20 protein-coding genes and 1 other annotated feature are annotated in these 26,535 nt (G+C 36.4%); of the genes, 9 read left to right on the forward strand and 11 right to left on the reverse strand.

All coding sequences use genetic code 11. The annotated features are described in order from the left end of the window. Positions 1-57 precede the first annotated feature (57 nt). The 4 genes from mbcS to FSZ17_RS17680 form a co-directional block, all read right to left on the reverse strand. Complete coding sequence (gene mbcS / locus FSZ17_RS17665; protein ID WP_057772061.1) at positions 58-1,641, reverse strand: acyl-CoA synthetase MbcS; 1,584 nt, start codon at positions 1,639-1,641, stop codon at positions 58-60. Between the two features lie 194 nt (positions 1,642-1,835). Beyond that, complete coding sequence (locus FSZ17_RS17670) at positions 1,836-2,036, reverse strand: alpha/beta-type small acid-soluble spore protein (protein ID WP_057772063.1); 201 nt, start codon at positions 2,034-2,036, stop codon at positions 1,836-1,838. A gap of 343 nt (positions 2,037-2,379) precedes the next feature. Continuing rightward, positions 2,380-3,585: a tRNA uracil 4-sulfurtransferase ThiI gene (gene thiI / locus FSZ17_RS17675; protein WP_057772065.1), complete on the reverse strand. Its 1,206-nt coding sequence runs from the start codon at positions 3,583-3,585 to the stop codon at positions 2,380-2,382. 1 nt (position 3,586) lies between these two features. Next, positions 3,587-4,729 (reverse strand): cysteine desulfurase family protein, encoded by a 1,143-nt coding sequence (locus FSZ17_RS17680; protein ID WP_057772067.1) that lies wholly within the window; start codon positions 4,727-4,729, stop codon positions 3,587-3,589. 343 nt (positions 4,730-5,072) lie between these two features. Here FSZ17_RS17680 and brnQ point away from each other — a divergent pair, with 343 nt between their 5' ends. Further along, entirely contained in the window at positions 5,073-6,407 is a 1,335-nt protein-coding gene (gene brnQ / locus FSZ17_RS17685) for a branched-chain amino acid transport system II carrier protein (RefSeq protein WP_057772069.1), read from the forward strand. Between the two features lie 79 nt (positions 6,408-6,486). Here brnQ and ezrA read toward each other — a convergent pair whose 3' ends face one another. Then, positions 6,487-8,175, reverse strand: a complete 1,689-nt coding sequence (gene ezrA / locus FSZ17_RS17690) for a septation ring formation regulator EzrA (protein ID WP_057772071.1) — start codon at positions 8,173-8,175, stop codon at positions 6,487-6,489. A 237-nt stretch (positions 8,176-8,412) separates the two neighbouring features. Here ezrA and hisJ point away from each other — a divergent pair, with 237 nt between their 5' ends. Then, on the forward strand, positions 8,413-9,204 hold the full coding sequence (hisJ, locus tag FSZ17_RS17695) for a histidinol-phosphatase HisJ (protein ID WP_057772073.1): 792 nt from the start codon (positions 8,413-8,415) through the stop codon (positions 9,202-9,204). A gap of 31 nt (positions 9,205-9,235) precedes the next feature. Here the strand turns inward: hisJ and refZ are convergent, their stop codons facing one another. Further along, the gene (gene refZ / locus FSZ17_RS17700) at positions 9,236-9,868 is read right to left on the reverse strand and encodes a forespore capture DNA-binding protein RefZ (RefSeq protein ID WP_057772074.1); all 633 of its coding nucleotides are present in this window, start codon (positions 9,866-9,868) and stop codon (positions 9,236-9,238) included. Between the two features lie 152 nt (positions 9,869-10,020). On the opposite strand from refZ, the gene FSZ17_RS17705 reads away from it, so the two are divergent. Next, positions 10,021-10,500, forward strand: a complete 480-nt coding sequence (locus FSZ17_RS17705; RefSeq protein ID WP_057772075.1) for a GAF domain-containing protein — start codon at positions 10,021-10,023, stop codon at positions 10,498-10,500. A gap of 139 nt (positions 10,501-10,639) precedes the next feature. On the opposite strand, the gene megL is transcribed toward FSZ17_RS17705, so the two are convergent. The 3 genes from megL to FSZ17_RS17720 all read right to left on the reverse strand — a co-directional run bounded on the left by megL (position 10,640) and on the right by FSZ17_RS17720 (position 14,569). After that, positions 10,640-11,827, reverse strand: coding sequence for a methionine gamma-lyase (megL, locus tag FSZ17_RS17710; protein ID WP_057772076.1), 1,188 nt, complete (start codon positions 11,825-11,827; stop codon positions 10,640-10,642). 180 nt (positions 11,828-12,007) lie between these two features. Next, positions 12,008-13,891 carry a sensor domain-containing diguanylate cyclase gene (locus tag FSZ17_RS17715; RefSeq protein WP_057772077.1) on the reverse strand — a complete coding sequence of 628 codons (1,884 nt, stop codon included), beginning with the start codon at positions 13,889-13,891 and terminating at the stop codon, positions 12,008-12,010. 78 nt (positions 13,892-13,969) lie between these two features. Further along, positions 13,970-14,569: a hypothetical protein gene (locus FSZ17_RS17720; RefSeq protein ID WP_057772078.1), complete on the reverse strand. Its 600-nt coding sequence runs from the start codon at positions 14,567-14,569 to the stop codon at positions 13,970-13,972. Between the two features lie 334 nt (positions 14,570-14,903). Between FSZ17_RS17720 and rpsD the strand changes: the two genes are divergently transcribed. Both rpsD and FSZ17_RS17730 read left to right on the forward strand, forming a co-directional pair. Continuing rightward, a complete protein-coding gene (gene rpsD, locus FSZ17_RS17725; protein ID WP_057772079.1) occupies positions 14,904-15,506 on the forward strand; it encodes a 30S ribosomal protein S4 in 603 nt (200 codons plus the stop codon). A gap of 528 nt (positions 15,507-16,034) precedes the next feature. Further along, a complete protein-coding gene (locus FSZ17_RS17730) occupies positions 16,035-16,403 on the forward strand; it encodes a hypothetical protein (protein WP_057772081.1) in 369 nt (122 codons plus the stop codon). Between the two features lie 242 nt (positions 16,404-16,645). Here the strand turns inward: FSZ17_RS17730 and tyrS are convergent, their stop codons facing one another. Next, the gene (tyrS, locus tag FSZ17_RS17735; RefSeq protein WP_057772083.1) at positions 16,646-17,902 is read right to left on the reverse strand and encodes a tyrosine--tRNA ligase; all 1,257 of its coding nucleotides are present in this window, start codon (positions 17,900-17,902) and stop codon (positions 16,646-16,648) included. A gap of 298 nt (positions 17,903-18,200) precedes the next feature. Next, positions 18,201-18,424 (reverse strand) — a binding site (T-box leader). A gap of 201 nt (positions 18,425-18,625) precedes the next feature. Between tyrS and FSZ17_RS17740 the strand changes: the two genes are divergently transcribed. Then, complete coding sequence (locus FSZ17_RS17740) at positions 18,626-21,529, forward strand: transglycosylase domain-containing protein (protein WP_057772087.1); 2,904 nt, start codon at positions 18,626-18,628, stop codon at positions 21,527-21,529. A gap of 157 nt (positions 21,530-21,686) precedes the next feature. On the opposite strand, the gene acsA is transcribed toward FSZ17_RS17740, so the two are convergent. After that, positions 21,687-23,405, reverse strand: coding sequence for an acetate--CoA ligase (gene acsA / locus FSZ17_RS17745; RefSeq protein ID WP_057772090.1), 1,719 nt, complete (start codon positions 23,403-23,405; stop codon positions 21,687-21,689). 632 nt (positions 23,406-24,037) lie between these two features. On the opposite strand from acsA, the gene FSZ17_RS17755 reads away from it, so the two are divergent. The 3 genes from FSZ17_RS17755 to FSZ17_RS17765 are packed head-to-tail and all read left to right on the forward strand — an operon-like array spanning position 24,038 to position 26,521. Next, positions 24,038-24,670, forward strand: coding sequence for a GNAT family N-acetyltransferase (locus FSZ17_RS17755; protein ID WP_057772093.1), 633 nt, complete (start codon positions 24,038-24,040; stop codon positions 24,668-24,670). A 34-nt stretch (positions 24,671-24,704) separates the two neighbouring features. Then, positions 24,705-25,352 (forward strand): acetoin utilization AcuB family protein, encoded by a 648-nt coding sequence (locus FSZ17_RS17760; protein ID WP_057772095.1) that lies wholly within the window; start codon positions 24,705-24,707, stop codon positions 25,350-25,352. Beyond that, positions 25,349-26,521: an acetoin utilization protein AcuC gene (locus FSZ17_RS17765; protein ID WP_057772097.1), complete on the forward strand. Its 1,173-nt coding sequence runs from the start codon at positions 25,349-25,351 to the stop codon at positions 26,519-26,521. Before FSZ17_RS17760 ends, FSZ17_RS17765 begins: the two co-directional genes overlap by 4 nt. The last annotated feature ends 14 nt before the right edge of the window (positions 26,522-26,535 follow it).

The raw sequence follows: 26,535 nt of genomic DNA on the forward strand, positions 1-26,535 counted from the left end.
TCAATTTTTATCACAGAAAAATGCAGGTGCTTTATTCACCTGCATAAAAAAATAAAATTAATTTGTAGTTGCTTCCATTTCTTGTTTCCTAAGTTCAATACGTCTAATTTTTCCAGAAGTTGTTTTCGGAAGTTCAGATATAAACTCAATTTTTCTTGGGTATTTATATGGCGCTGTCAATTCTTTTACATGGTCTTGAAGTACTTTAATAAGATTCAGATCCTCTTCATCTACCCCATCCTGTAAGACAACAAATGCTTTTACAATATGCCCGCGAACCTCATCAGGACTTGCTACAACAGCGCATTCCTTAACAAAAGGATGCTTGACAAGCGCATCTTCTACTTCGAATGGTCCAATCGTGTAGCCAGAGCTAATAATAATATCATCTCCACGGCCTTCGAACCAGAAATAGCCTTCTTCATCCTTTTTTGCTTTATCTCCTGTGATGTAGTAATCTCCTCGGAACTGCATAGCTGTTCTTTCAGGATCTTTATAATAGTTTTTAAATAACGCTGGTGTTTCTATATGAACAGCGATATCACCAACTTCATTTACTTCACAAGGTTCTCCATCTTCGTTAATGATTTCAACTCTGTTTCCCGGTGTTGGCTTGCCCATAGAACCAGCCTTTAAATCCATACCTTTCGTAACACCAACTAGCAGTGTGTTTTCGGTTTGTCCATATCCATCTCGTACATTCACATTAAAATGCTTCTTAAATATATCGATCACTTCTCGGTTCAATGGCTCTCCTGCCGAAACAGCACTTCGAAGGTGAGGGAGTTTGTATTCATGGATATTATCTGCTTTCGCCATAATTCGGTACTCTGTCGGTGTACAGCAAAGAACATTTACATCATAATTCTGGAGAAGCTGTAAATACTTTTTCGGTTCAAACTTTCCATTATACACGAACCCTGTAGCACCAGAGCCTAGTACAGATAAGAATGGACTCCAAATCCACTTTTGCCAGCCAGGTCCTGCTGTTGCCCAAACTGTATCGCCCTCTTCAATGCATAGCCAGTTTGGAGCAGCCGTCCGAAGATGTGCAAATGCCCAACCATGAGTATGAACGGCTCCTTTCGGATTTCCAGTTGTTCCAGATGTATAGGATAAGAAAGCCATATCATCCTGTTTCGTCTCTGCCATGTCTAGCTTATCAGATGCAGCTTTCATGGCGTCATCTAGATCTATCCAATTTTCTGCTTGACCGCCGATAACAAACTTCGCAAGTTGCTCCGCTTCCTTTACTTCCGTAAACTGTTCGACATATGGATAATAGCTAATAATTCCCTTCACATCACCGTGAGTAATTCTATATTGTAAATCTTTTTCTCGTAGCATTTCAGAGCTTGGTATTACGACAAGTCCAGCTTTTAAAGCAGCTATATATACTTGGTAAGCTTCTATTAATCGTGGAACAATTATAAGAAGAACATCACCTTTTTTTAACCCATGATTGATAAAAATGTTCCCAATTTTATTTGCATTACGAATCAGTTCTTTGTAAGTGATTTCACTCTTTTCCCCTTGCTCGCCTTCCCATCTGATCGCCAGCCTCTCAGAATCACATGCAAAACGCTCTATCTCCGATACAAGATTATACTTCTCTGGAGCCAGTAAGTCTTCGCGCTTCATCATATCTCCCCCTAGTAATTTATGTATTGTACTGCTTATTTCGAATACGTATTTAAAAATTATTATACTAAATTATTTCAAAATTTTAAATTATTTATTTTTAACAAGGCTGTTTAGTCTATTTTACTGGAAAACATGAATAAGGAGCAGGAAAGATATCCTGCTCCTTGTAGCCATATTATTTATTTTTTATATTATCTTTGGAAACCACCTAATTGCTGTTCAGCCATTTGTACTAAACGCTTTGTGATTTCTCCTCCAACTGAACCGTTAGCACGAGAAGTTGTATCTGCACCAAGGTTTACTCCAAACTCAGTAGCAATTTCATACTTCATTTGATCAAGAGCTTGCTGTACTCCAGCAACTAGAAGTTGGTTTGAACTGTTGTTTGCCATGTGACTTCACCTCCTTGTGAGTATAGAATGTGTAGAATCACATGGCCATATTCAGTTTTTTATTGGTAATTGTTTCTTCCTGACTCCTTTAGACTGAGTTAAACTGCTCCGTTGTTTTCCGCTGCAGGCACTCGCTTTCCGCGGGCGGTCCGGGAGCCTCCTCGTCGCTGTCGCTCCTGTGGGGTCTCCCTTTGACTCGCTTCTCCCGCAGGACAATGAATAATCATCCCTGAATAAACACCGCACGAAGGAAATGCGAATGCATTTTCGAGGATCTCGCGCCTTCCGCTCCAATCAACAACAAAATAGCAGTATAAACACTAAGCAGTAACTCAGCTTATATTTAAAATAAATCTTCAAACGATTCTTGTTTCACAGTTTGAGGAGTAATTAGGATTGTTTCCGTATTTTCTACTGCTTTTGAAATATACGGATCAAAATCAGTATAGCTCTCAAAGTACCTCACTTTTTCCCGTTTTGGCTTTGTTTTCGGTGATGATGGTACAAAAACCGTGCAGCAATCCTCATATGGGCGATTAGATATTTCAAATGTATCAATTTTTTCTGCAATATTAATGATCTCAGATTTGTCCATTGTAATTAATGGTCGTAAAATCGGTGTGTTTGTGACATCATTGATCGCAAACATACTCTCAAGGGTCTGACTTGCAACCTGGCCGAGACTTTCCCCAGTAATAATCGCCAATCCTTCCTTTTTTCTTCTAATTTCATCTGTAATTCGCAGCATCATTCTTCTTGTTGTTGTCATTGTATAATTTTCTGGAACCTGCTGCTGAATTAGCTGTTGAATTTCGGTAAATGGAACGATATGAAGAAGGATGCCTCCACTAATATTAGCCAGTTTTTCAGTTAAATCGATAACCTTTTGTTTTGAACGCTCACTCGTAAATGGTGGACTGTAGAAATGAACAGCCTCCATTTCAAGCCCTCTTTTCATGGATAAATATCCCGCTACTGGGCTATCAATTCCTCCTGAAAGCATGAGCATGGATTTTCCGCTTGATCCAACCGGAAGACCTCCTGCACCTAGAATATTTTCACAGGACAAGTACACCGCTTCCTCGCGAACCTCGATTTGAAGATTAATATCTGGGGTTTTGACATTAACCTTTAACCCTGGAATATTTTTAAGAAAATGTGCGCCGAATGTATGATTTATTTCGTCTGTATTGAGAATAAATTTTTTATCTGCTCTTTTTGTTGTAATTTTAAAGGTATTTCCATCTTTATATTGATTTTTGAACAGGGTAAGAGCAGCATCCTTCATATTTTCTAGATTTTTATCTACTTTAATTGCTGGACTAAAAGATTGTATGCCGAACACATTCTTTAAGCGGTCGATAATTTCAGTACCGTTTTCCCCATTCAAAAGGACAAACATTCTTTCTCTGTTTCCTTCAATTTTTACATTTTCAAAATCACGTAAAACTTGCTTAATATTTCTCTTCAATTTATCAATAAAATGTTTCCGATTTCTTCCCTTTGTTGATAGTTCCCCATATCGGATTAGAATGCGATCATAATTCATATTATTTCATTACCTCTCTTAGCCTTTTAACTGTTTCTTTAACCGCTTCAATAAACTGAGCAGCCTCTTCTAGGGTATTTTCATAGGATAAACTTATCCTAATGGCACTCAAAGCTTCATCCTCTGGGACTCCTATTGCTAGTAAAGTGCTGCTTGCCTTCTGTTTTTTAGATGAGCAAGCACTTGTCGTTGATACAAACATTTCTTTTTCCTCAAGTGCATGGACAAAAACTTCAGCCTTGAAGCCCTTAATTGAAAAATTCAAAATATGAGGAGCTGATTGGTTAAGTGGGGTATGAATTGTAACCCCTTGTATCATTTCCAATTCTCTCCTTAAAAAATCCTTTATTTTAATCATTTTATCTAAGTGTTTTTCTTGTTGCTGGAATGTTAACCTTAGTGCTCTAGCCATTGCTACCATTCCGGCCACATTTTCCGTGCCACTTCTAAGCTTCCATTCTTGGCCACCACCAGAAATTAACGAAGAGATTTTTACACCATTTCGGATAAACAGTGCGCCTGTCCCTTTTAAACCATGAAATTTATGGCCTGAAATAGTGCACAGATCTACAAAACACTCAGAGATCGAAAGTGGAACCTTTCCAATACCTTGAACATGATCAACATGAAAAAGTATTTTCGAATGCTTCTTTAGGAGCTGGCCGATCTCTTTAATTGCCTGAATAGATCCAATCTCATTATTAACATGCATGACAGAAACTAAAATCGTTTCATCAGTAATTGCATCCGCAATATCGTTAATATTTATGATTCCGTTATGATCAACTGGGATATAGGTTATCCTAAATCCAAGCTCTTTTAATTGTTCCATTGATTCTCTTACGGAAGGATGTTCTATTTCCGTTGTGATCAGATGACGGCCTCTTCCTCGATGCATAAGAGCTGCCCCTTTAATAGCAATATTATTGCTTTCCGTACCACCTGATGTAAAAAAGATCTCATTTGTTTGAACCTTTAGCAGCCTGGCCACTTGCTCTCTAGCTTGAAATAGGAGCTTTTCTGACTTAGCACCCATGCTATGCAAAGAAGAGGGATTGCCAAAGTACTCTAAAGAAACTTTGCGAAATGAATCCATAACTTCTTGATAAGGCTTGGTTGTAGAACTATTATCAAAATAAATCATTTTTATCCCTCTCTTTCCAAAAACGGACGGCAACTGTATATATTATCATAATTTAACTTTTATTAAAATGAATCATTTTTATCTTACCGCAAAAACTGATTAAAGATGAAGTGATTTAATCTGTTTATTGTAAGAATTAATTTCTTTAATAAAGATTATTTTTATTAAAAATCTACTTTATTATTGTGTGATTATACAATACAATTGAATATTAAAAAGATGAAACGTTGTTATCTCAATATATTTAATATTGAAACTTTAGTTATTTTCGACAATTCTGTTACAACCTATGTTACTATGTAAACGTTTGAAATATTTAGATACGGATTCAGGGGGATGAAGTATGAATAAAAATTTATCTTCGAAGCAAATCATGGCCGTTGGTCTTATGTTATTTGCTTTATTTTTTGGTGCTGGAAATATGATTTTCCCGCCATTTTTAGGTCAAGAAGCAGGAAGCAATATGTGGACTGCTATTATTGGATTTTTAATAACCGGGGTAGGATTACCACTTCTTGCAATTATTGCCATCGCAAAAGCCGGTGATGTTCAAACGATGGCCAGTAGGGTTCATCCTGTTTATGGGATTGTATTCCCAGTCGTGATGTATTTAGTCATTGGACCATTATTTGCAATTCCTAGGACTGGGACTGTTTCCTTCGAAATCGGTGTTTTACCGTTCCTATCTGAAAACGCTTCCAGCAGCCGTTGGCCATTACTTATTTTTTCGATTGTTTTCTTTTTTGTTACAGCATTACTTGCGATGAATCCAACTAAGCTAGTAGACACAATTGGAAAGATATTAACACCAGCTTTACTAATTATATTAGGAATCATCGTTGTTAAAAGTCTAATTACTCCATTAGGTGAGCCGCATGCACCTGTAGGTCCTTATGCAGATGGTCCTTTATTTAAAGGGTTCGTTGAAGGCTATTTAACAATGGATACGATTGCCGCTCTTGTATTTGGGATTATTGTCATTAGCTCAATAAAAGGGCTAGGTGTTACAAATAAAAAATCATTGACAAAGATTTGTGTACAAGCTGGTATAATTGCTGCAACAGGTCTTGTCATCGTTTATCTTTCTTTAGCTTATATCGGTTCAACTGCACCAGATACTTTAGGGACTCAGGAAAATGGTGGAGCTATTCTCTCAGGAGCTGCCAATTACTTGTTCGGATCATTTGGATCTATCATACTTGGATTAGCGATTTTATTTGCTTGTTTAACGACTTCAATCGGTCTTGTGTCAGCTTGCGCAGAGTATTTTTCAAAGCTTATGCCACGTTTTTCTTACAAAACTATAGTTATAATTTTCTCAATCTTTAGTACAATCATAGCAAATATAGGTTTAACACAGCTTATTAAGTTCTCGGTTCCTGTGTTAGTTATTATTTATCCACTAGCAATTGTTTTAATTGTCCTATCCTTTTTGCATAATGCATTTAAAGGTTCTTCAATCGTATATATATGGGCCTTAATTCCAACAGGTATCATTAGCTTAATTGATGGTTTAAATGCAGCAGGATTAAACATGACAGCTATTACTGATGCACTTAATTTCTTACCGCTATTCGATCAAGGAATTGGCTGGATTGTACCTGCCATTTTAGGAGCGATTGTCGGATATGTAATTTCTTTAGCTTCTGGTACTGCTGAGGAAACGATTACAAATTAACGTGTAAAAAAAGCAATCAGCGAAAATGCTGATTGCTTTTTAATTTGCCTTCATTATTTAAAGAAGCTGTGTCTTTTCTTTAAAGTTCACTTATTATTACTTCTATTTTCTGCATTGCACCAGGATCGATTTCCTCAATTGCGGTCGCTGCTTGTTCTAAAGCTGTTTTGTAATCATAGCTCCTGAAAGAGATCTCAGCATCATGCAATCCTTGTTCAACAGAAGGATATCTTCTTCGATATCTATTTCCATATTGAATGACTTTTTCTACAAACATGACTGTTTCAATCATATCATTTGTCATGTTAACCATCTTTTCTACTGTAAGGACAGCAACCTCTAAGTATTGTTGTACAACTGGGATATTTAATGGTTTTTCATCCAACTTAACAAAGACATTTTCAATACTTTCCTTGGTATCCTCCATTAAATATTGATAATCTTGAGGAAGACCTGGCACATTACTTTTTGAAACAAGCCTTACTGTATCAGCTAATTTTTTTCTTAAGTCTTGAACACTCTCGCGTGCAGTTATTTCGTCTTTTCTTAAGGCTTGCAACTTTTCAGCAAACTTAGCATGTTCTTCTTCAATTTCTTCTATATGTGCTTTTATCTCTTCAAGTTCTGCCTTTAATATAGAGTGTGCGGTACTTTTTGTAGCAATGTTATGTTCAAGGATTTCGAATCTCTTAAAAATTTTCGTTAACTTCTTTTCTAAATTGCTTTGAATCTCATTATCCTTATCTGTAATATGATAGCTCTGACGAACAAGGCCTAATTCATCTTTTAGTTGTTTGTTAATTTCTTTGTTAGTATATAACATATTTTTTGTAGTCTCGTTCTGCTGGCCAATGTAATGCTTTGAATGAACTTCTTCCTCAAGTAAATCATAGAGCAAATCAATATTGTCTTTAATTTCACTTATACCCTTTTCAGCATCTGTAATTTCTGCTTTTTCAACACTACTTAAATAATTTGTTATTTCCTGCTCAATTCTTACCAGCTCTTTATCAAATTGGATATGATCGAGGATAAAGCCTTGACTCGCCATTTCTTTAAAGCCCTCTGTAAGCTCTTTTAATTGAGTTGGCATTTTCGATTGACATTCAACAAGTAATGTCGGTATTACATCCATTTTACTTTTGATTTCTTCTAGATTTCCTTTTATCGTTAAAACAATTTCTCTTGCTTCAAGATAGTTGCCATTTTCAGTTTTTTCTTCGTAGTCTTCGAACTTTGTGAAGGCATTATCTAGTTGCTGTTCAAGAATTTCAGCGGCTTTCCCATATGTATGGTGATGAGCAAGTAATGTTTTCTTGCTTTCACGGTATATATCTTTAAGCTCTTCAATCTCCGTCCTATTTTTCTCTTCACTTCCAACAAGTTCATTCAACTCATTTAATAAATTTTGAATGCTCTCTTCGATTTCATTTAAATATTTTACAATTGATCTTTGAACTTCTTTTGCTCTTTTAAAACGATATTTATCAATAAATTCTTCCGCATCGAATAAATAGTCCTCAACATTTGGCAGCTGAGCTGTAACAATATCATCCCATTCCGTTCTCCAGCGCTCAAATAGTTCTTCCGTTTGACCTGTCATATTTAATTGCTTCACCTTCGACATTTCATCGAGAACAGGGCGATTCACAATATCCATCTTCCATGTTTCTAACCGATCAATTTCTTTATAATGTTTTTTCTTTAATATAAATCCTGTAAAAAATAGTCCTATTACAATGACGATTCCGCCAATTATGTATTCCATTTTTTCAAAAGCCCCCTGTTCTTTTCCGAGCCAGAATTACATTTTATATATATTTTTTAATATCATGTTCAGTTCAATGTTTTTATGATACCATGTATACGACAATTTTTGACTATTTATTTCATTTTTTTATCTAATTTATTGTGAAAAAATTGGTATTATATCCTTAATTGAACACTAAGTATTTAATATTTTCAAATATTTCGCTCTTTTTAATGGAAAGAAGGTTGCTATCCAATGATAAAAGATGGACATATTCATACATCATTTTGTCCGCATGGCACACAAGACTCGTTGGAGGGGTATGTGGAAAAAGCGATTGAACTCGGTTTTAAAGAAATTTCTTTTACTGAGCATGCCCCGTTACCAGAAGGGTTTAAAGATCCTACCCCTGCCAAGGACAGCGCTATGAAAATGGAGGATTTGGGATTTTATTTTGAGGAAATTAGCAGAGTGAAATCCATTTATAAAGAAAAAATAAAAATCAATACAGGTCTTGAAGTTGATTTTATCGAGGGATTTGAACGCGAGACTACGAATTTTTTAAATCAGTTCGGCCACCAATTAGATGATTCCATATTATCTGTGCATTTTTTAAAGTATGGAAGCGAATACGAATGTTTGGACTATAGTCCAGAAACATTTGGTACGATGATTCAAAAATATGGCTCCATTAATGAAGTATACAGTGTTTACTTTAAGACATTGCTTCAATCCATACATTGTGAATTAGGCCCTTGTAAACCGAAAAGGATAGGTCATATTACATTGGTGAAAAAATTTCAAAAGAAATTTCCTTCCGAAAGGGACTTTACTCCTGAGATATTAGAGGTGCTTTCAGCTATCCAAAAAAAGGGCTATGAAATTGACTATAATGGAGCTGGGTATTCCAAGCCTCTTTGTAAAGAACCATATCCTCCCAATTGGGTTGTAAAGGAAGCGATGCATAGAGATATTAACCTTGTCTATGGTTCTGATGCTCACCAAATTAAAGAACTCGGCCAAGGTAAACATACCATGCTATTTTGAGGGGAATCCATGTTTTGGATTTCCTTCTGATTTACTTTACAGCAAGATAGAACCTGTCGATTTCTCGATTACATAGAACTCCATCGATCCAATGGAATATTTCTAGAATGTATTTTTCTGCAAAATATTTTTCATTAGGCAACATATGGAGAACCTCAGTCATATATTGTGTATTCAAAAAAGGCATACTTAATAATCCCTTTAACTGCAATATCATATAATTAGATGTTAGCGTCCGAAACTCTCTTGTCTTTACTCCTCTTTCCATCACCTTACTTAAATAAAACCTTTCTTTCATCAAATAGGTAGACATAATTTCACGAACAACTTGAGAGTCAATCGAAATTTCCCTTAAAACCATCCTTGTAAGATGAATGTTTTCATATTGGTAATACATGATGTTTTCTGCTATTTTTTTCAAACAATTAGCAGCGCCTTGATCTAGTAGAGAAAAACCCTTTTCAATACTATCGACATACCCTTCAAAGAAAGCAGTAAAACAATGCTCCAGCAATCCGTTTTTACTTTCAAAATAGTAGGAAATATTTGCAGGATTCACCTTTGCCTTTTTAGCAATATCACGAATGGATGTACCGTCAAAACCATTTGAATTAAATAAAGCGATTGCAGCTGTAACAATTGCCTCTTTTCCATTTTTAATCATGTTATCACCTTCTTTCATTAGATATATTGTTATATAAAAACATTCTTGTTAAAATCACCTTATCCTTTATAAAAATCTCGACAAAGTTTCTCTAATTTCTGCGAATTTTTGCAAATTACATCCTATTTTTTGAAAAAGGAGGTTGCTTTAAGATGTTTAAAGTCGAAAATTATCGTGGCAGCCAAGAAGAAAATTATTCAGTAGTGAAGAAACAGCTTGCTGCATTGCTAGATGGTGAGACGAATCGAATTGCGAACTTGAGCAATGCATCTGCTTTACTAAATCAATTTCTAGATCGAATTAATTGGGTTGGATTTTATTTACTAGAAGATTCTGAGCTCGTATTAGGCCCATTCCAAGGCCTTCCTGCATGTGTCAGAATTCCGATAGGCAAAGGCGTTTGCGGTACTGCAGCGAAGAATAAGGAGACAGTGCGTGTAGATGATGTACACCTATTCCCTGGCCATATCGCCTGTGATGCTGCATCACAATCAGAGATAGTTGTTCCGCTCATTAAGGATGGAGGCATTATTGGTGTATTAGATATAGATTCTCCTGTGAAAAAACGCTTTGATGAGGTTGATCAAAGAGAATTAGAAGAGTTTACGAAAATACTTGTTTCATACTTATAATTTTAGCAAAGAAGGAGCTGTCCCAATAGCAAAGGTGTCAGGCACCACGGACAATATCTAGAATCAATAATCAAGTGGGATTCTAAATATAGAACATTAAGTGGATGCCAGACACCTCATGGGACAAACCATTCTTTTTTTATATCTTTTCCAGTGCCTGCTCTAAATCATCCCGCATATCCTCCCATGACTCAAGACCAACTGATAGTCTTAATAATGAGTCATCGATTCCCATATTCTTACGAGATTCTCTTGGAACGACTGCGTGGGTCATTGTTGCAGGATGCTGGATTAATGTTTCTGCATCACCTAGGCTGACGGCTATTTTTATCATTTCTAAATTATTCATAAATGATTGGGCTGTTTCTTTATTTCCTTTCAATGTAAAAGAAATCATCCCACCAGGTTTTCTCATTTGTTTTTGTGCTATTTCATACTCAGAATTTCGAAAATCTCCCGGATAATATACTTTTTCTACTTTAGGATGTTCCAATAAATAGTTTGCTAATTTCTCAGTATTCTCACAGTGCCGATCCATTCTAACCGCAAGGGATTTTAATCCTCTCAGTAATAGCCAAGCATCGAATGGAGAAATGACACCGCCTATATCCTTTTGTGTAGTCATTGCTACTTTGCTAATAAACTCTTTTGTTCCTACCACAAGTCCAGCAATTACATCCCCGTGACCGCAAATATACTTTGTCGCACTATGAATGACAACATCGCAGCCAAGAGAAATTGGGTTTTGCAAATATGGGGAACAGAAGGTATTATCCACTACTACTGGAATTCCTTTTTCTTTAGCTACCTCAGCCACCATTTGTAAATCTACTAGCTTCATTGTTGGATTTATTGGTGTTTCCACATATATACAAACTGTTTCTGTACGTATGGCCTCTAGAAGCTGTTCTCTCGTTTCCATTGCAGAAAAATCATGGGTAATTTTATATTTTTCATTCATCATTTCCAGCAATCCAAAGGTACAGCCATATATACCTTGAGAGCATAAAATATGATCTCCCGTGTTGGTCATAGCAATCAAAACAGCAGATACAGCAGCCATTCCAGACCCAAATGCAAGTGCGGCCTCTCCATTTTCGAGAGCAGCAATTCTTTCTTCTAACATTTTTACCGTTGGATTTCCAAGTCTAGAATAAATAAAGCCTTCTTCTTCACCTGCAAAACGCTTTTCCCCTTGCTGAGCTGACTCGAAGATAAATGTTGAAGTTTGGAAAATAGGAGGAACAAGACTTCCGCTATGCTTATGTGCATCATAACCTTCATGGATTACTTTTGTTTCAAATTTAATTGCCTTCTTTTCTTTCATAGCACTCTCCCTTTCATCGGAACGCTTTCATAAAAACGCAAAAAAATCTTCTACTTATAGAATATGACAAGTAAGATAATTTTGAAAGTTATTCACTTTAGGATAAATCTGATAATTTATCGCATTTTTAACAACTTCATGAACAAAGCCAAAAAGGCCCGCCGAAGTAATAAACTACAGCTAAGCCTTTTCTAATACAATGTCATTCTCTTGTACGATAACCTTGTTTTTACCAGTTTGCTTCGCGACATACAATGCTTTATCGGCCCGTTTAAATAATGCAGCATAAGAATCTTTACGCCCTTTGGACCAATGGGAGACACCACACGATATGGTCACTTGCGGTTCAGAACTTTCGAAGACTTTAGTTACTAGCCTTTCAGCTATTAACACACCTGAAGTTAATGACACTCCTGGTAAATAAATAGCTAGCTCTTCACCACCCCATCTTGCACCAATGTCAGAGCCCCTAATATTTGCGTTAATTAAATTTGCCACTTGTATAATGACATCGTCCCCGATTTGATGGCCAAAGGTATCATTAATCATTTTGAAATTATCAATATCAATCATGATAAAGGTTCCTTCTTGATCTTCATTCAATGATTTATGAATCTTCTCATCTAGATAACTTCTGGAGAACAATTTCGTTAAATGATCAGTGACAACCATTTTTTCTAGTTCCTCTCGCAGCATTGTATTTGTGAATGCAAGAGTTGAATGATGGATAAGCGATTGCAATAGCTTAAATGTTTCAAAAGAAAAATGGTATGGTGCTTTACTCATAACGAGTGCAAATCCCTTTAGCACACCCTCCTGGATCATAGGAACTGCCATTATAGATTTATAATGTTTAACAGACAGATTATCAGGTAGATTATAATCGCCTATAAATAATGCTTCCTTCTCTTTTTCAATTTTATCTTGCACAATTTCAAGATAAATTTCAGCATCCCTTTTATAATAGAAATCTGTACTTCCTTTTAATATTTCTCTTTGTAAACCATTTTTAGAAAGCAGGATAAAACCGATTTCTTCAGCATCAAAGGAGCTTGAAATTTGTTCTGTCATGTATGCAATTGTTTCTGTCAATCTCATATTTGAATTTAAACGATGTGAGGTTTCATTAATTAATTTAAGATCCGTAACTAATCGCTTTGATTGCTGATAAAGCTTAGCATTTTCTAGAGCGCTTCCTGCTGTATTCGCTAATAGAGCAATAAATTCTACTTCATTTTTAGGAAATACAAGTGTATTTGGTGCAATGACTTGCAAAACGCCATATACTCCCTGTTTTCCTTTCAATGGTGCATACATAACCGATCTTTTGTTTTGAATAGAATCCTCTAATTGGATGTTGCCTGTAACATATGCTTGCATGGCTGCAATGTTTTCACTGTCATATTCTAAATCTTTAATTGGCAAATCGCTAAGCTTGTTATTATCATGAGAAAGAAGTAAATAATATGTAAATGTTGGGTAAACTTCCTGAAGTGTATAGATGATTTCCCCTAAGACATCATCCATGTTCATCGTAGAATGAAATTTCTCCGTAACACGAAACAGCTGTTTATACCTTTTTTCTTCTGAAGCTGTCTTAGTCAAAAATTGTGCTTTATCTAGAAATTTCGCAGACTCTAAACTAATCGCTTCCAGAATTTGATCCGAAAATTGAGCAAATGCTTTACAATCACCCTTTAGAGCAATAACCCCTAGCAAATGGTCATTCTTTTTAAGAATGAGTAATAAACCATCTCCCTCAAATCCAGAAAAAACTCGCTGCTCAATCCTTTTTTCTTTTACCATTTCTGTAATTTCTAAGATGGAGCTATTCGATATCTTATGTTGATCATCAATTAATTTTGTTGAAGCTTCTATCAATAATTGCTGTTTACAATTATTAAAACTATACAGAGTTGCTTCCTCAGCATTTATCAATGATTTGATGGATTTGAGCATATTAAGTAATAAATCTTCATATACCAAAAAACCATTTTCTGTGTCAATAATATCCAAAAAATGACTTTTTAATTGTATTATCATTTCATGCTCTGAGTGTACCATCTTTATCATCACCTATTATGAATACTGTTTATGGATCTATACGTTGGAAAAAATTCAAACTTTCCCACATCTATAAGTCTATTCCGTTTCAATTGTCGCAATTTTCACACTTACATTAGTTAGAACTAACCATAATAACCCATCCTCCGATAGTGAGTGTACACCAACTGAAGGGGAAGTTCCTGCATCTAATGATATTGATTGGTTGTCGTTTATCTTTATTAATGATTTGCTTTTATCGAATTCATACTGTGTTTCATAAGGACTATAGAGGCTTCTATTTTGCACATGCCTTTTTTCTTCTTTCAAACTTGAATTAAAATACACCCATTTTCCATCTATAAGTGCCCAAATTCCAATTTCCTTCCGATCAGGTGATAATTGAGTTGGCGCACTTTTTAATTTTTTTGCATGAAGGGTGCGAAATTTAAAGCGGTCACTTCTATCAATTTGATAAATAGCTAAAATATGCTCGTTATTTTTATTTTCATATAATGCGACAATCGGATCATCTGTCGCTTGTACACTTGGCTTCAATACAATTGCTAGAGGTTGTTGTTGCTCTTCTTTTTGTGTTAATTGCGTATCATATCGATATATAAAAGCAAATATCGTCACAAGCATAAAAAAACCGATTAACACAAATCGGATAAACCTCTCTTTAGACGTTTCATTCACTAAGATCACTCTTATTTCAAATTATCTTTCTTCTTATTATATCATATCTATATAGATGAGATAGTAAAAAAATACAAGGTTTCTTTCAATACACAGTAAAATCCCCCTTGACTATTCATATTCAAAAACTATATAATATTCTTTGTGTAAAATATTGCAGCCTATGTGAACTCTTTAATGATTTCATTTTGTTCCTCAATCAGACATTACTGATGACGGGGTACTGTGTAACCCTTAGCTGCTAGGGCGAAGGTACATGAAAACAAAATGTTCATCAAAGTTGAGCACATCTGTTTTTATTTTACAAAATAAAAACATAAAGGAGGAGTCTTAAATGGCTCGTTATACTGGTCCAAGCTGGAAACTATCTCGCCGTCTAGGAATTTCCCTAAGCGGTACAGGTAAAGAATTAGAAAAGCGTCCTTACGCTCCTGGACAACATGGTCCAAACCAACGCAAGAAATTATCTGAATACGGATTACAATTACAAGAAAAGCAAAAACTTCGTCATATGTATGGAGTAAATGAGCGTCAATTCCGTAACTTATTTGATAAAGCTGGTAAATTAACTGGTAAACATGGTGAAAACTTCATGATTCTTTTAGAATCTCGTCTTGATAATGTTGTTTATCGCCTTGGCCTAGCTCGTACTCGTCGTCAAGCTCGCCAAATTGTTAACCATGGTCATATCTTAGTTAATGGTTCTCGCGTTGATATCCCATCATTCCGCGTACAACCTGGCCAAACAATCAGCCTTCGTGAAAAGTCTCGTAACCTTGACATCGTTAAGGAAGCTATCGAAGTAAACAACTTCGTTCCTGACTTCTTAACTTTTGATGCTGATAAATTAGAAGGAACTTTCACTCGCTTACCAGAGCGTTCTGAACTTCCTGCTGAAATTAACGAATCTCTAATCGTTGAGTTCTACTCTCGTTAATTAAATTGCATTGTAAATAACGCTTTTATAGCCCTAGAAACCTTGTTAACCAACGTTTCTAGGGCTTTTTTTGTGCGCTGTAGGCATCTTACAAAAGAGCAAAACAAAAAAGTTCCTGCTACGATTCCTTAAATAAGTGTTCATCCAACTATTATTGTTTGAAATGTAGAATTTTGTAGATTTATGATGAATATTGCAATTAAATGTTGAAATTAGTAAAAAAATACTATATTATAACTTCATAATATGAATAAAGTCCTATATATACATAATAAGAAAGGCAAAACACTCAAAAAATTAGGATAAAAAACCTGCATCCTAAGGTTTCGTCAATTCTAAATACCTATACAATGATAGACAAGTTACCAATTTTTTGATTATAGTATTAAATTTTTTTGCTATTCTAATCTATTCAGAATAGTCTTTTTTAATGTTAATTCAAAATATTATTATTGCTTTTTTACATATATGTTGGAAGAACTATTTTAAATTTATCAGAAAAAAAATAAATAAAGAGGTGTAATTGAATTGAAGGTAGATGAATTAATTTTTGAAATCAATAAATACATGGATGAATTAGATTTTGTCACGGCTCGAAAACTTATTGAAGAGAATCTGGAAATATTAAATAAACATAGGCTCTCACTAAGAAGCAACGCAAGAGAATTACTAAAATTTTTAACTGACAGACTTGAATCAGGATACCAGCCTATTTCAAGACAAGATATGGCTATACTGATTGCAATAAACTCTTATGCATCTAATTTTGATATTAGATCTTTAAAATTTATCGTCAAGGATAAAGCAAAATTGCTACTAAGAACAGATATTATTGAATATTTAAATACAGATGCAAAAGTAATATTGGATGGTATGGGTGTTATAAACACTAGGTAATAATTACACTAAAAAAAGGCAAAAAAATCCTGTTTTATAGATACTGGATTTTTTTTTGCCTTTTTTACCATAATTATAAGTATTGAAGAGCATTGAACATATAAAAGGCTGTCCCAAAAGCAAAGGGTCAGGCACCACGAACAACATCTAATATCTATAAGCGATCGGGATTCTAGATATAGTTTATTGCGGATGCCAGACACCTTATGGGACAACCTCTTCAGTATATATCGTTTAATATTTTAATATTTAATTAAAAAGTATTTCTTCTTACCACGGCGAATAATAGTAAATTCATCCTCGATACGATCTTTTACAGAAAGAATATAATCTGTGTCTGTCACTCTTTCACCATTAATTGAAACCGCTCCATTAGCGACATCTTCACGCGCTTGACGTTTAGATGGCGAAATTTTTGCAGCTACTAGCAGGTCAACAAGACCAATTTCTTCACCGGAAGCATGCTCATATGAAGGCACATCTTTAAAGCCTTGTTTAATTTCTGCAGCTGATAGATTTCTCACTTCTCCGCTGAAGAGAGCATCCGTAATTTTAATCGCTTGATTTAGAGATTCTTCTCCATGAATAAGACGGGTCATTTCCTCTGCCAGCGCTTTCTGAGCCTTGCGAAGATGTGGTTCTTCTTGAACAGACTGTTCCAGCTTTTCAATTTCTTCTCGGGATAAGAACGTGAAATATTTCAAGTATTTAATAACATCTGCATCAGCTGAATTAATCCAGAATTGGTAGAACTCATATGGAGTCGTTTTTTCCGGGTCTAACCAGACAGCACCGCTTTCTGTTTTACCGAACTTTGTTCCGTCAGCTTTTGTTACAAGTGGAATTGTAAGGCCATATGCTTTAGCGCCTTCCCCTGTCATTTTGCGAATCATCTCAAGACCAGTTGTGATATTTCCCCATTGGTCACTGCCACCAATTTGCAATTTACATTGATGATTCTCATATAGATGTTTGAAGTCCATTCCTTGTAAAATCGTATAAGTAAACTCAGTAAATGATATGCCTGTTTCTAAACGAGAAGCAATTGTATCTTTCGCAAGCATATAATTTATCCCAATATGCTTTCCGAAATCCCTTAAAAAGGTAATGATGTTTAATGGTGCTGTCCAATCATAGTTATTTACCATCGTAGCACCATTTTCACCATCAAATGAAAATATTCTTTTTAATTGAGCAGTTAAGCACTCTACATTGTGCTGCACAGTTTCAATTGTTTGCAGTGTTCTTTCCTCAGTTGCCTTTGGATCACCGATTAATCCGGTTGCCCCGCCAACAAGAACGATTGGACGATGTCCATGGTTTTGAAATCTTCTTAAGGTTAAAAACGGAAGCAAATGCCCTATGTGCATACTATCACCAGTTGGGTCCATTCCACAGTATAAAGAAATTTTCTCTTTATTTAATGTATCCTTTAAGCCTTCCTCATCTGTTTGTTGATAAATAATTCCTCTCCATTGCAATTCTTCAAGTAAATTCATTTCTAATTTCCTCCTTTAAAAAAATGGCTCTGTTAAACGCTGTTGTTGATTTCCGCTGCAGGCGCTTAGCGATCGCTGGCGGTCGGGGAGCCTCCTCGTCGCTAACGCTCCTGCGGGGTCTCCCCTGGACACGCATTTCCCGCAGGACATTGAAAATGCTTCCTAGAATAATCACCGCACGAAGAAAATGCGTTAGCATTTTCGAGGAGCTCGCGCCTTCTGCTCCAATCAACACTAAATAGCATTATCAACACTGAGTTTTAACAATGCAAAAAAATAAAAAGCGCCCCTGCTAAATTGCAGGGACGCATATTTTTGCGCGATACCACCCAGATTGAGGACAAATAAATGCCCTCCACTCAACATGTTAACGGTTTAACCGTTCACTGCTATAACTGGAACACAGGTTGACAGTGAAAGCTCAGGGAGGTAATTCATCCTTCAATATGTATCGGCTCACAGCAACCGCCGACTTTCTGAAACAGAGATTGAAGCATTACTAATTCCCATCAATGCTTATAATTTTTTTATATTATAGCATTTTTATCATATAGTGCAAAAATTGTCAAATACCTATTAAAATATTTTTCAATGAAAGGCAGGAAAAGCCAGTAAGTTATTTTTCCATTACGAAAAAAGGAAATTTCAGAAAAATTGCGAACCAAACCATATTAATATCTCTGTTTATGCTATAATGTATGTGATTTTAGGGGGATGATGTACATGGAACAGAATCAACATTTTAAAGATAAATTGAGGTCGTGGTTCAGCCTATTAACGAATAAAAAAGCAACAAAAGGAGCGCGTATCTCCTTTCAGGTTGCTTGGAACTTAATTTTGCTTTTTATTGTGGTTGTCGTTCTTGTCGGCTCATTTGCCGGGGGAGTTGGGGCAGGTTATTTTGCCTCCCTGGTAAAAGACGAAAAGGTACGTCCATATGAAAAAATGAAAAAAGATATTTATAACTATGAAGAAACCTCTGATATATATTTTGCAGACAATGTTTATCTCGGCAAGCTTCGAACGGACCTAGAACGTGAGGAAGTCAAGCTCGATAACGTTTCTCAATATTTAATTGACGCAGTCGTAGCAACAGAGGACGAATATTATTATGAGCATAATGGGGTCGTACCTAAAGCGATAATGCGTGCCGTGTTTCAAGAAGTGACAAATTCTTCTGTCCAAAGTGGAGGAAGCACACTTACACAGCAATTAATCAAAAACCAATTATTAACCAACGAAGTATCCTTCGAACGAAAGGCTAAAGAAATATTACTCGCTCTCCGTTTAGAAAAGTTTTTTGATAAGAAGGAAATTTTGGAAGCCTATTTAAATGTTTCAACCTTTGGCAGAAATTCATCTGGGAGAAATATTGCAGGTGTTCAAGCAGCTGCTAAAGGAATATTCGGTGTTAATGCAAAGGACTTAAATCTTGCACAATCCGCTTTCATCGCTGGTCTTCCGCAAAGTCCATTCGGCTACACGCCTTATACACAAGCTGGAGAACTAAAAACACCTGAAGGGCTTGAACCTGGCCTTACGCGAATGAAAACCGTTTTAAAAAGAATGTATGATAATGGAAAAATCGATCAAAAGCAATACGAAGAGGCATTAGCCTATGATATCACAAAGGACTTTATTCCACGCGTCGAAAGTACAGTTGAAAAGTATCCATACTTGACCATGGAAATAGAGAAGCGCGCTGTTGAAATCATGACAGAAATATTAGCAAAAAATGACGGATACACTGAGCAGGATTTAAAAAATAATAGTGAGCTTCAAAATGAATACGAGATTTTAGCAGACCGTAATATACGTCAAAACGGTTATCAAATCCATACAACCATCCACAAGGGTATTTATGATGCCATGCAAACGGCAAAAGATAATTTTGCTTACTATGGAAGCGATAAAGTAGAAATGGTTAAAGACGCTGAAACCGGTGAAATGAAAGAGGTTATTGAACCGGTACAGCTTGGAGCAATTCTAATCGATAACAGCACTGGAAAAATTCTATCCTTTGTCGGTGGAAGAGATTTTGAGTTAAACCAGGTAAATCATGCTACATTTTCTACACGATCTAACGGTTCAACAATGAAGCCTTTAGTTGTTTACGCTCCAGCCCTAGAGTTAGGAAAGGTATCTCCAGGAACAGTAATACCGGATGTCGAGGTCTATCTGGATCCTCATCGTCCAAATGAACCATATCCAAGAAACTATGATAAAACATATAGTGGATTAGTTTCTGCACGCCATGCATTGGCAATGTCCTATAATGTGCCTGCCATGCTAACCTATCGGACAATTATTGATCAACGACCAGCACAATATCTAGAGAAGATGGGTTTTACAACTGTTATTGAAAATGACTACACAACAAATTCATTAGCACTCGGCGGCATTACAAACGGTGTAACAGTGGAAGAAAATGTTAATGCTTATGGCACATTTGCTAATGGCGGAAAATTTATAGATGCTTACATGATTGAAAAAATAGTAGACAAAAACGGTAAAGTCATCTATCAGCATGAAGTAGAGCCAGTTGAGGTTTTCAGCCCTCAAACTGCTTATCTAACTATTGATATGATGAGAGATGTTATTAGTAATGGAACAGCAAGCTCGCTAAAAGGCCGTTTAAAATTTAATTCCGATTGGGCTGGAAAAACAGGTACAGGCCAAGATTTAAAGGATTCATGGTTTGTCGCAGTCAATCCAAAGGTTAGTTTTGGTGTCTGGAATGGATACGATACACCGAAACCATTAGAGCTTCGTTATAAGGGTCTTCATCACGGAGCTAGAAATGTTTATTTATGGGCAGATTTAATGAATGCTGCATATGATGCGGCTCCTGAACTTGTAACATCAAATCAACAATTCCAAATGCCTGGTGGAATTGTACGCAGATCATACTGTGCTGCTTCTGGACTTCTTCCATCTGAAGCATGTTCAAAAGCTGGCCTTGTTGAAACAGATTTGTATAACGCCAAGTTTGTTCCTACACAGTCTGATGACAATTTTGCAGACGGAAAATTTGTGTATATTGGAGATAAACGATATTTAGCATTGGAAAGCACACCAGAGGAATTTACCAAAAATGGAGTCATTATCAGTCCTAAGCTTTTTGAAGAGAAGTATCGAATTCCAATAAAAGATGTATCACAGTTAATACCTAAACGAGAGAAATGGGCTGGCCTCTTTGTAGCCGATTCAAAATTAGAGGAAAATGGAAAAAATCCGTCTGCACCAAGCGTCAGTCTTTCTAATTCTAAAATCATATGGAACCAACATCCTGAAAATGATGTAATTGGCTACCGAATTTATCAAAAATCTGGCGGCACCATCAAAAAGGTTGGAAGCATTACTGCTGGTGATCAACGATCTTATCAAGTGTCAACTGGAGAATATTATGTAACAGCAGTTGATATTGCAGGTAAAGAATCTGCCCCATCCAATGTCATTCAATTTGGGCAAACTGAACCACCACCTGATAAAGATCAACCTTCTGAACCACCTAAAGAGGACAAAGACCCGCCTGATGACGGGGATGGTTCAAATCCAGGATCTGGAACGAGCCCCGGCGACGGTAATGAAGATGGTGACAATCAGCCACCTATGGACAGAAATTAATCGCTTTTAAAGTAATTAAAGAGGGAACTGTTCTAAAATGACATCTCCTTTGAAAATAAAAATGCTGTTATATAGGCATTTAATATATGATAAAGGGGCAGCTATAAGTCGAGAACTCGACTTATAGCTGCCCCTCTTTTTGATCTATTTTGCTCAATTAGTCTTCCATTGTTGAAAGATCACCTGTAGGGAGGTTTAATTCCCATGCCTTTAAAACGCGACGCATGATTTTACCACTTCTTGTTTTTGGAAGCTTATCACGGAATTCTATTTCACGAGGTGCTGCATGCGCTGCAAGACCTTTCTTTACGAATTGACGAATATCCTCCGTTAACTCTTCAGAAGGTTCATACCCCTCAAGTAAAGCAATAAACGCTTTAATAATTTCTCCACGTACTGGATCCGGTTTTCCAATTACACCTGCTTCAGCCACAGCTGGGTGCTCTAATAGCTTACTCTCTACCTCAAACGGCCCTACCCGTTCTCCAGAGGTCATGATCACATCATCAACACGTCCTTGAAACCAAAAATAACCTTCCTCATCCATATAAGCTGAGTCACCCGAAACATACAAGTCACCAGGCATGAAATACGAATCATATTTCTCTTTATTATTCCAAATGGTTTGCATCATTGAAGGCCAGCCCTTTTTGATAGCGAGATTGCCCATACGGTATGGTGGAAGTTCAGTACCTTGATCATCTACGATTGCAGCGATTACTCCAGGTATCGGCTTACCCATGGAACCAGGTTTTATTTCCAAACAAGGATAATTACAGATCAATAGTGCTCCTGTTTCAGTCATCCACCATGTGTCATGAATCCGTTTTTGGAATACTTTCATTCCCCACTTAATAACCTCTGGATTTAATGGTTCACCAACACTGACAATATGACGAAGCGTGCTAAGTTCAAATTTCTTTACAATCTCGTCCCCAGCTCCCATAAGCATCCTAAATGCAGTAGGGGCACTATACCAGATCGTAACTCCGTATTCCTCAATTATTTTATACCAGAATTCTGGGTTAAATCTTCCTCCTACAACTACATTTGATGTACCAGTAAGCCATGGCCCAAATATTCCATAGGAGGTTCCCGTCACCCAACCAGGATCGGCCGTGCACCAATATACATCTTCTTCCTGCATATCTAGTACCCATTTTGCTGTATGATAGTGCTGAATCATGGCGTTATGGACATGTAATACCCCTTTAGGCTTTCCTGTAGAACCAGAAGTATAATGAAGAATTAACCCATCTGTTCGTTCAACCCATTCGATCGAAAGCTTGTTGCTTGCCTCACTCAATCTTTTATTAAAATCAATATAAGGTCCTTCTTCCTCAATTCCTTCCCCAACAAGAAAAACAGTTTTGAGTGCAGGAAGTTCATTCACTGGAACACGATTTAATAATTCCGGTGTCGTAATCAAAACCTTTGCTTCGCTATCTTCTAACCGATCTCTAACAGCACCTTCCATAAACGCTTCAAACAAAGGTCCAACAATCGCTCCAAGCTTAATTGCACCTAATGCAGCAAAATAAAGCTCTGGAGAACGCGGCATAAAGATAAATACGCGATCTCCTTTTTCAACATCTCCATAAGATTTAAGGATGTTACCAGCCTTGTTGGATAGCTCCTTCATTTCCTTAAAAGTATATTTTTCTTTTCTTAAACCTTCACGAAAATATAAAGCTATTTTATTCTTTCTAAATGATTCTGCATGTCGGTCAATCGCCTCATAAGCCATATTCACGCGACCTGTATCATACCAAGAAAAAGCTTTCTCACCTTCTGCCCAATCGAATTGATTGTACATTTCATCATAGTTTTTTAAATTATTATCCCCTCTTGTTGCCGGTAACGCTTCGACTTTCATATATCAATATCCCCCTTTTGATAATGTACAACTTTAGCAACTGAATAACCTCAGCAAATCATTTTGAGATTATCAGTGTGCTTTTGCTGTGATAGTTTGCTAATATTATAGTATAAGTTTTATCTTTTCTCAATTTTTAAAATATTCAATCCGGATTTTCCTCTTTATACTAAAATTTAGGCTATGTTAAACTTCCCTGTTGATTTCCGCTGCAGGCACTTAGCGATCGCGGGCGGTCCAGAAGCCTCCTCGTAGCTATCGCTACTGCGGGGTCTCCCTTTGACTCGCTTCTCCCGCAGGACGTTGAATAATCTTCCCCGATAATCACCGCACGAAGAAAATGCGTTAGCATTTTCGAGGAGCTCGCGCCTGCAGCGAGAATCAACAACAAAAATAGCATTATCAACACTGAGCTTTAACAAAGCTAAAATTTAAGAAGCTGCCATTAAAGATAGTAGATAATAATTTTTTCAGACATTCGATCTCTTTAACTCTTTAATCGCTAAGTTCATCTGACAAATCTGTCACAAAATGTTTTCGAATAATACAGAAAATATTGTGAAAGCGCTTAAAACCAATTATTTTTATGTATAATAGTATTCATAATGAACATGTCATTAGGCGGTGAATAAATGGAACATCGAAAAACGTATAATGCAAAAGAAATAAAAACACCTAGAGGAAATATAATTATTGAAGGACCCATTTCTGCTCAAAAATTAGCAGATTTAGAGTTTCATAAAGATTTAATCGCATTTCGTCCCCCAGAGCAGCAGAAAAAAGCTCTGATCGAAATTGCTGGCCTTCCAGAAGGTAGAATCATTATCGCTAGGTATAGAGACATAATTGTCGGCTACGTCACATTTGTATACCCTGATCCACTTGAAAGATGGTCAGAAGGGAAAATGGAGAATTTAATAGAGCTTGGCGCCATCGAAGTTATCCCCGAGTATAGAGGTACAGGTACTGGTAAAAACCTTATAATGGTCTCTATGATGGATGATGCGATGGAAGATTATATTATTATTACAACTGAGTATTATTGGCATTGGGATTTAAAAGGAACTGGCTTAAATGTCTGGGAATATCGGAAGGTAATGGAGAAAATGATGAACGCAGGCGGCTTGGAATGGTATGCAACAGATGATCCAGAAATCAGCTCTCATCCTGCAAATTGCTTGATGGCAAAGATCGGTAAAAGGGTAGATCTTGATTCCGTACAGAAATTTGACCGCCTTCGTTTCATGAACCGATTTATGTATTAGATTGTTATTTATCATTTTATAAGGGTGATATGAAGTGATTGTTGAAGAAATTATGAAAACAGATTTAACTGCATTGTCAATGGATGACTGTATTGCAGATGCTATCAAGTTAATGGGTGAAAAAAAAATACGCCATCTTCCTATAATCGATCATGAACATCATCTAGTAGGACTTGTAACAGATAGAGATATTCGCGATGCAACACCATCCATTTTTGATACTGATAAATTTAAAGAGGGATTACAGAACCCGTTAAAAATGATTATGAAAACAAACATTATTACGGGACACCCTCTTGATTTTGTTGAAGAGATTTCAGCCATCCTTTACGAGCACCGAATTGGATGCCTTCCAATTCTAAAAGATGAAAAGCTGGTGGGAATTGTAACTGAAACAGATCTTTTAAGGACGTTAGTTGAATTAACAGGTGCACACCAGCCAGGATCACAAATTGAAGTGAAAGTTCCAAATAAATCCGGGATGCTGTATGAGATCACTACAGTAATCAGAAACCGTAAAGCAAATATTCAAAGTGTACTAGTTTATCCTGATAAAAGTGATGAAAAATACAAAATAATCGTATTAAGAGTTCAAATGATGAACCCCTTAACTATTATTGAAGATTTAAAGAAAGCCGGTCATCAAGTATTATGGCCTAATCATCCGGGGCAGTCTTCATGAAACAGAATTCTGTTTTTATCTTTTCAGAAGACTTGCTGAACTATAAATTCAGTGAGAATCATCCTTTTAATCAAATAAGAATTAAACTTACACTTGATTTGCTTCAACAAATAAAGGCAATTGAGGATCATCAAATTGTTCCTCCCCGTATTGCCACCGATGAGGAGCTTCAACTCATACATGACCCAAGCTATGTAAATGCAGTGAAGCTGGCCAGCAACGGCCAGCTATCCACTGAAGTAGGGGAAAATTACGGCCTTGGTACAGAAGATACACCCATATTCAAAAATATGCATGAGGCAAGTTCATTATTAGTTGGAGGAACACTATCTGCTGTTGACTATGTCATGAGCGGTCGTGCTAAGCATGCTCTTCATCTTGGAGGCGGCCTTCACCATGGTTTCAGAGGAAAAGCTTCTGGCTTTTGTATTTATAATGATAGCTCGGTAGCAATTAAGTATATACAAGAAAATTATAATGCTAGAGTCCTATATGTAGATACAGACGCACATCATGGAGATGGGGTTCAATGGTCATTTTATGATGATCCTAATGTTTGTACACTTTCAATCCATGAAACTGGGCGATATTTATTCCCTGGAACTGGTAATGTAAATGAACGTGGACAAGGAAAGGGGTACGGTTATTCATTTAATATTCCCGTAGATGCGTTTACAGAAGATGACTCTTGGCTTGATATTTACAGAGCATCATTAAAGGAAATTGCTGAGTTTTTCAAACCCGATGTCATTTTGACACAGAACGGGGCCGATTCTCATTATTTAGACCCCCTTACACATCTTTCTTCAACTATGAAAATTTATCGTGAAATCCCAAAGATTGCCCATGAGATTGCTCATCAATATTGTGATGGAAAATGGATTGCAGTAGGGGGAGGGGGATATGATATATGGCGGGTCGTTCCTCGAGCATGGGCGTTCATTTGGTTAGAAATGACTGAAAACTCTAACTGTTATGGATCTTTGCCGTTAGAATGGTTAAATAACTGGAAAGATCGTTCTCCTGTTCCGCTTCCTATACAGTGGGACGATCCCGATGACTTGTACAAGCCTATTCCAAGAAAAATGGAAATAACCGAAAAAAACAAACAAACATTAGAAAAGGCTCTCTATCCTATTAGAAATCATAGCAAAAGGGAAACAAATTAAAAGGACCTTATAGG

Source organism: Cytobacillus dafuensis (assembly GCF_007995155.1).
Lineage (GTDB): Bacteria > Bacillota > Bacilli > Bacillales > Cytobacillaceae > Cytobacillus > Cytobacillus dafuensis.